Annotated in this window: 5 protein-coding genes; 2 read left to right on the top strand and 3 right to left on the bottom strand. The window is 57.9% G+C overall.

Annotated features, from left to right (window positions below):
• Nucleotides 1–24: 24 nt before the first annotated feature.
• Nucleotides 25–1,299, bottom strand: coding sequence for a threonine ammonia-lyase (gene ilvA / locus DOU54_RS12820; RefSeq protein WP_113382541.1), 1,275 nt, complete (start codon nt 1,297–1,299; stop codon nt 25–27).
• Between the two features lie 80 nt (nt 1,300–1,379).
• Here ilvA and DOU54_RS12815 point away from each other — a divergent pair, with 80 nt between their 5' ends.
• Both DOU54_RS12815 and DOU54_RS12810 read left to right on the top strand, forming a co-directional pair.
• Complete coding sequence (locus DOU54_RS12815) at nt 1,380–2,837, top strand: TrkH family potassium uptake protein (protein WP_162749753.1); 1,458 nt, start codon at nt 1,380–1,382, stop codon at nt 2,835–2,837.
• 96 nt (nt 2,838–2,933) lie between these two features.
• Nucleotides 2,934–3,188 (top strand): heavy-metal-associated domain-containing protein, encoded by a 255-nt coding sequence (locus DOU54_RS12810; RefSeq protein ID WP_112765720.1) that lies wholly within the window; start codon nt 2,934–2,936, stop codon nt 3,186–3,188.
• A 390-nt stretch (nt 3,189–3,578) separates the two neighbouring features.
• Here the strand turns inward: DOU54_RS12810 and DOU54_RS12805 are convergent, their stop codons facing one another.
• Together DOU54_RS12805 and DOU54_RS12800 are read right to left on the bottom strand one after the other, a co-directional pair.
• Entirely contained in the window at nt 3,579–5,072 is a 1,494-nt protein-coding gene (locus tag DOU54_RS12805) for an ABC transporter substrate-binding protein (RefSeq protein WP_004441211.1), read from the bottom strand.
• 230 nt (nt 5,073–5,302) lie between these two features.
• Complete coding sequence (locus tag DOU54_RS12800; RefSeq protein ID WP_022555997.1) at nt 5,303–6,313, bottom strand: ABC transporter ATP-binding protein; 1,011 nt, start codon at nt 6,311–6,313, stop codon at nt 5,303–5,305.
• Nucleotides 6,314–6,315 lie beyond the last annotated feature (2 nt).

Genomic DNA, 6,315 nt, shown 5'->3' with positions numbered 1-6,315 from the left:
CCCGCCCTTCCCTGCCTCTTCCGATCAGATGATCAGGTTTGACAGGATGTCATTTTCGGTGATGTCCTCATACCCGAGACCGGCCGCTTCGAAGCGCTCCAGCAGGCCGGCGAAGTTCTCCTTCGCGCTGGTTTCGATGCCGATAAGGATCGAGCCGAAGTTGCGGGCCGATTTCTTCAGATATTCGAAACGGGCGATATCATCATCGGGCCCGAGCAGGTTGAGGAAATCGCGAAGCGCACCCGGACGCTGCGGCAGGCGCAGGATGAAGTATTTCTTCACGCCCGTGTAACGCATGGCGCGCTCCTTCACATCCGGCAGGCGCTCGAAATCGAAATTGCCGCCGGAAACCACGGCGACGACCGTTTTGCCTTCCAGCTTTTCGCGGCCGAGCTTTTCCAGCGCGGCGATCGAGAGCGCGCCTGCGGGCTCCAGCACCACGCCTTCGAGATTCAGCATCTCGATAATCGTCACGCAGATGGCATTTTCCGGGATGAGCTGGACCTGTTCGGCCGGGAAATCCTTCAGCGCCTTGAAGTTGAGGTCGCCGATGCGGGCGACGGCGGCGCCATCGACAAAATTATCGATCTTGTTCAGCGTCACCGGTTCGCCACGTTCGAGGCTTTTCTTCAGGCTCGGTGCGCCTTCCGGCTCGCAGAACACGAAGTTTTCCTTGCGGACCGTCCCGGCCAAAAATCCGGACAGGCCAGCCGAAAGACCGCCACCGCCGACAGGCATCACGACGATGTCAGGCTTAGTGCCATCCGGTAGCTGGTCCATGATCTCGGCGGCAACCGTCGCCTGGCCCTCGATGATATCCTCATGGTCAAACGGCGGCACCATGTAGCCGTCATTGTCCTGTACGTGCTGGCGGGCAGCAGCGTAACACTGGTCGAATATATCGCCCACCAGACGGATGGAGATGAACTCGCCGCCGAAGATGCGGGTCTTTTCGATCTTCTGCTGCGGTGTGGTCACCGGCATGAAAACAACGCCATGAACGCCGAAATGGCGGCAGGCGAAAGCAAAACCCTGGGCGTGGTTGCCAGCCGAAGCACAGACGAAAATCTTGCCCTTGCCGGCCTTGGCCACCGCCTTGCGAAGAAAATTGAATGCGCCTCTAATCTTGTAGGAACGAACCGGGGACAGATCCTCACGCTTCAGCCAAATCGACGCGCCATACCGACGGCTGAGATGTTCATTCAACTGCAGCGGCGTTTCCGGGAATATTTCCCGCACTTCCCGCCGCGCTGCTTCCACAAGCTGCTTGTCCACGATAGTCAATCCATTGAAATTCATAATGGCACCCGCTATGCCATAGGAAGGCGTCCGAGACAAAGACTCATTTCAGCGCGGCCACGAACTCCGGGTTTCATTTCTTGAACAGTAACCTTCTGCGCTCGGTCATATATGTAACGTCCATCTTCGGGCTCTATCTCGCCACGGCCATGTTCCTGCCCGCACTGACGGATCTTTATTACGGCAATGACGACTGGATGGTGTTCGCGCTTTCCGGCTTCATGTGTGGCGGCTTCGCGCTCGCCTGCGCGCTCGCCACGCGCGGGCCGATCGCTTCGTTCAACAAGCGTTTCGGCTTTTTGCTCGTCAACCTGCTCTGGCTGGTGTTTTCCATCGTCGGTGCAGTGCCGCTTTATCTGTCCGAACTCGGCCTGACGCCCGGCCAGGCGCTTTTCGAGTCCGTCTCCGCCATCACGACGACCGGATCCACAGCCATTTCGGGTCTCGACAATGCGCCGCAGGGTATTCTCCTGTGGCGGTCGCTGCTGTGTTGGCTCGGCGGCATCGGTATTGTCGCACTCGGCCTCTTCATCCTGCCGCTGCTGCGCGTCGGCGGCATGACCTTCTTCCGCATGGAATCCTCCGACACCGGCAACGACCGCCCCTTCGCCCGGCTGGCAAGCTTCACCCGGGCTTTCGTGGCGATCTACATCGTCATGACGCTCGCCTGTACCATCGCTTATGATTTTGCCGGCATGTCGCATTTCGATGCGCTGAACCATGCCATGTCGACGGTTGCGACGGGCGGCTTCTCCACCCATGACGCTTCCTTCGCCTATTTCAACAATACGGCGCTGCTGTGGATCGCCACCATCTTCCTCATCTTCGGCAGCCTGCCGTTCTCGGTCATGATCCTGCTCGCCGTGCGGCGCCGGCTGGAGACGCTGCGCGACCCGCAGATCGCCGTCTTCCTCGGCTACCTCTGTGCGATCTCGGTTGCCGTTGGCGTCTACCACCATTTCAGGAACGGCGTGCCGCTGGATGATGCGCTCAGCCATTCCTTCTTCAACATGACTTCCATCCTGTCGACCGGCGGCTTTGCCAGCGATGACTACACGCTGTGGGGGCCCTTCGTCGTCGTCGTTGCCTTTTTCGCCACTTTCATGGGCGGCTGCTCGGGCTCTACGGCCGGCGGCATCAAGGCCTATCGTTTTCTCATCATCTTCAACGTGGCGCGGGCCGGGCTCAAGAAGCTGATCTATCCGAACGCCGTCTATTCCGTGCGCTACGGCCAGCAGGTGGTCGATCCGGAAACCATCCGCACCATCTTTCTCTTTATCAGCTGTTTCATCGCACTTTGGATTGCCGGCAGCCTGGCCATGAGCCTGATGGGCTATGATTTCCTCACCGCCACCTCGGCTGTGGCGACCTCGCTTGCCAATGTCGGCCCCGGCATCGGCCCGATCATCGGCCCGGCAGGCAATTTCTCCACGATCAGCGAACCGGCGCTCTATCTCCTGTCGATCCTGATGCTGCTGGGGCGTCTGGAAATCCTGACGGTTCTGGTGCTGCTGATGCCGATTTTCTGGAAGAGCTGAAATCACTGGCTTTGGGCGAATAAAGCGCTTGACCTTCCCACGTTGGAATAGTCCAGGCTCTCCCTGTTACGAATTCCCAATCACGGAGAACCGCCTATGTGCACCGCTCACCAGCATCACCCGGAAACCACTGCCGCACCCGTCAATGCCGACCTTTCTTTCCACGTTGAAGACATGACCTGCGGGCACTGCGCCGGTGTGATCAAGGGTGCGATCGAGAAGACCGTTCCCGGCGCTGCCGTATATGCCGATCCGGCAAGCCGCACAGTGGTGGTTGGCGGCATCTCCGATGCGACACGTATCGCAGAAATCATCACCGCGGCTGGATACACGCCGGAAGCACGCGCCTGATCAAACGAGATACCGGCGGCGCTTTCATACAGCCGCCGCCGGATCGCACTGCCTGCCCCGCTTCGCGCTGAATTGTGTGACGGGTTTGGACGGCATCCATCCCTCTCTCCTCCCGGACGGCAAACGCCCTCTCCCTTTCAATCAAAGGTGACGGAGGAGGTTTCCCCAGTTTAATGAAACGAATCCGCCTCCTCCGTCGTTCCGGCCCTGAGCCGGAATCCAGCTGACGTGCGTCTGCACGGCGGGAAGACTCCTTTCAGTCCAAGGACCTGGGCTGGCTGGATTCCTGCACAGAGCCAGAATGACGGCGGAGAGGCTCAGGGGCCTTCTCATAAAAGAGACCCGGCTCTTGCGAACCGGGCCACACCTCGTCAGCGATGTCACGTTGGCTTATTTCACCGCCAGATCCTTGGTCATGATGAAGTAGTTGATCGGATGTGGCTTGAAGTTCTCGACCTTGTCCGAATAGGCGTCGAAAGCCGTCTCGTGGATGAGGTAGACGGTGACCGCTTCATCGTAAACCCTCTTCGCCGCCTCGGCATAGATGGCGTAACGCTTGGCCGGCTCGGCCACCGCATAGGCCGATTTGATCAGCTTGTCCGTCTCTTCGCTGCAATAATGCGAGATGTTGTAACCGCCTGTGCAGGTGTAGTCGGCGTTCAGGAAACCGATCGGCTCTGCAACGTCAGTGGCGTAACCGCGCGACAGAAGAACCATGTCGAAGTTGCCGGACAGGAGATCGGGCTCGATCGCTGTGTAATCGGCAACGCGAACATCGACCTTGATGCCGATTTCCTGCAATTGGGCCTGGATAACGGCGGCAACATCCTTGAGTTCGGTTCTTTCCGTGTAGGCGAGAAGCGTCAACTTCAGGCTGCCGGGAGCAACTCCGGCCTCTTTCAGCAGAGCCTTTGCCTTCTCCAGGTCATAAGCGGGTGTGACGTCTTGCGGCGCCCACGGCTCACCCGGTGCGAAGGGCATCGTTGCGGGCTTTACCACGCCTTCATAGATGCTGTCGGCAATACCGGCGGTATCGATGGCAGCCCGGATCGCCTGCCGAACCTTGATATCCTTGAAAGGCGCCTTTGAATTATTGAGCAGCATTTCGGTGATCCGCGGCACGGTGATCGGCGCAACCTTGACGCCCTTGGCCGCTTCAACGGTCTTCACTGTCCAAGGCGGGATCATGCGCGAAATCTGCACTTCACCGCTTCTTATCTGGGTGGCGCGCGTATCGGCGTCCGGAATAAAGTTCACGCGGCCGCCCGAAAGCTTCGGCATACCGGCCCAATAGTCATGGTTTGCGGTCAGCTCCATATACTGGTTGGCATCGACCTTGGTAATCTTGAAGGGTCCGGTGCAGGTTCCGATCGGATCGACCTTGCCATCCTTATAGGCTGAAGGCGCGAGGATCGACGTTGCCGGACTTCCCATTTGCGCCGGCAGCAGCACCGATGGCTCGATGGTCGTGATCTTCACGATATCGTCACCATCGGCATCAACAGCGGCGATCAGCTTGGGCGAGAAGGCGCGCGCCGGAACAGGCGCTTTCAGAAGATTGGTGAGTGCATTGACCGCGGCTGCGGCATTGAGCGGCTCACCATTCTGGAATTTCACACCCTTGCGCAGCTTGAATTCCCAGACCTTCGGCGCGGTCTGTGTCCAGGATTCGGCTAGGCCAGGCTCCAGTGTCGCGTCATAACCGACACGAACCAGACTTTCGAAACATCCCGCCCGCGAGCCGAGATAGGCATCGTCGGAAGCCATCTGCCAGCCGGTCTTGACGCCGGTATAATCGTCATAGGTGATCGTTCCGGCTGTCGCCGCATGTGCCCCGAATGAGACAACAACGGCGCACGTCGCCAAAAGTGCGTGCTTCATCATAGAAGATTCCCCTTTTATTTTTGATGACAACGCTCACATCTCTTACATTTTCTCGAAAATTCGCTTATTCCATAAAATTACAACAATAATTCCCTATGGATATCTTTCGATTATCCATTCGAATATCATCTATTTTACGTTTTATACTCGGAATTTTATTCCGATATTAAGCTTCAAACACACAATTCATCTGTTTTTACAGCATCAGAGAACTGTAGCTGCGTCGTCCTTCAACCCAGTTCCTGCCAGCGGTGGCAACGCGCGAAATGCTCGCCGGAAACGCCTTCCAGAACGGGTTCTACCTCTCCGCATATTGCGGTCGCGTATTTGCAGCGCGTGTGGAATTTGCATCCGTCGGGAGGATTGAGAGGGCTCGGCAGATCACCGTCCAGGAGCATTTCCGGTGCATACAACCCCGTCTCGTCCAGCATCGACGATGCAATGAGGGCCTTGGTGTAGGGATGCTTCGGCGCCCGGAAAAGCTCTTCACGGTCAGCGATTTCAACGACGCGCCCGAGATACATTACCGCGATGCGATCGCACAGATAACGCACCACACGCAGGTCATGGGAAATCATCAGAACCGTCAAACCGTGGCGACGCTTCATGTCCATCAGGAGGTTCAGTATCTGCGTGCGCATGGAGGCGTCGAGTGCCGATGTCGGCTCATCGCAAACGAGGAAACTCGGATTGAGAAGAAGTGCGCGCCCTATGACGACGCGCTGCAATTGCCCGCCGGAACACTGGCTGGGATAACGATCGTAAAATGAGGCATCAAGACCGACCTCCTCCAGCATCCGGAAAACCCGCGTCGCGCGTTCCTCGCGAGAGCCGATGCCGTGCTGGGCAAGCGGTGCTTCCATGCTTTGCCCGATGCGCATACGGGGATCGAGTGCCGAATAGGGATCCTGAAACACCAGTTGCACGACCCGACGCATCCGCCGAAGCTCTTCGCCCTGGATTTGCAGTATATTATGATTACCGATGCTGACCTCGCCTTTCGTCGCGTTCGTCAGCCGCGTTATCAATCCGGCGACGGTGCTTTTGCCGCAGCCGGATTCGCCGACGAGGCCCAGAACCTCGCCTTCGCCGATCGTCAGCGACACGTCGTCAACGGATTTCACCACCCGGTGACCAAAGCCTGATATGGGGTAATATTTGCAAAGATTTTTGGCAATCACATAGGGTCGGCTGTCGCTGCCGGCCGATGGCGTGGCCTGTTTCATCGTTGGCGATAACATCG

This window comes from Agrobacterium sp. MS2, assembly GCF_003261015.1.
GTDB classification, from domain to species: Bacteria; Pseudomonadota; Alphaproteobacteria; order Rhizobiales; family Rhizobiaceae; genus Agrobacterium; species Agrobacterium pusense.
Note: the sequence above shows the minus strand (reverse complement) of the source record. Positions and strands in the feature narration are given on the sequence as shown.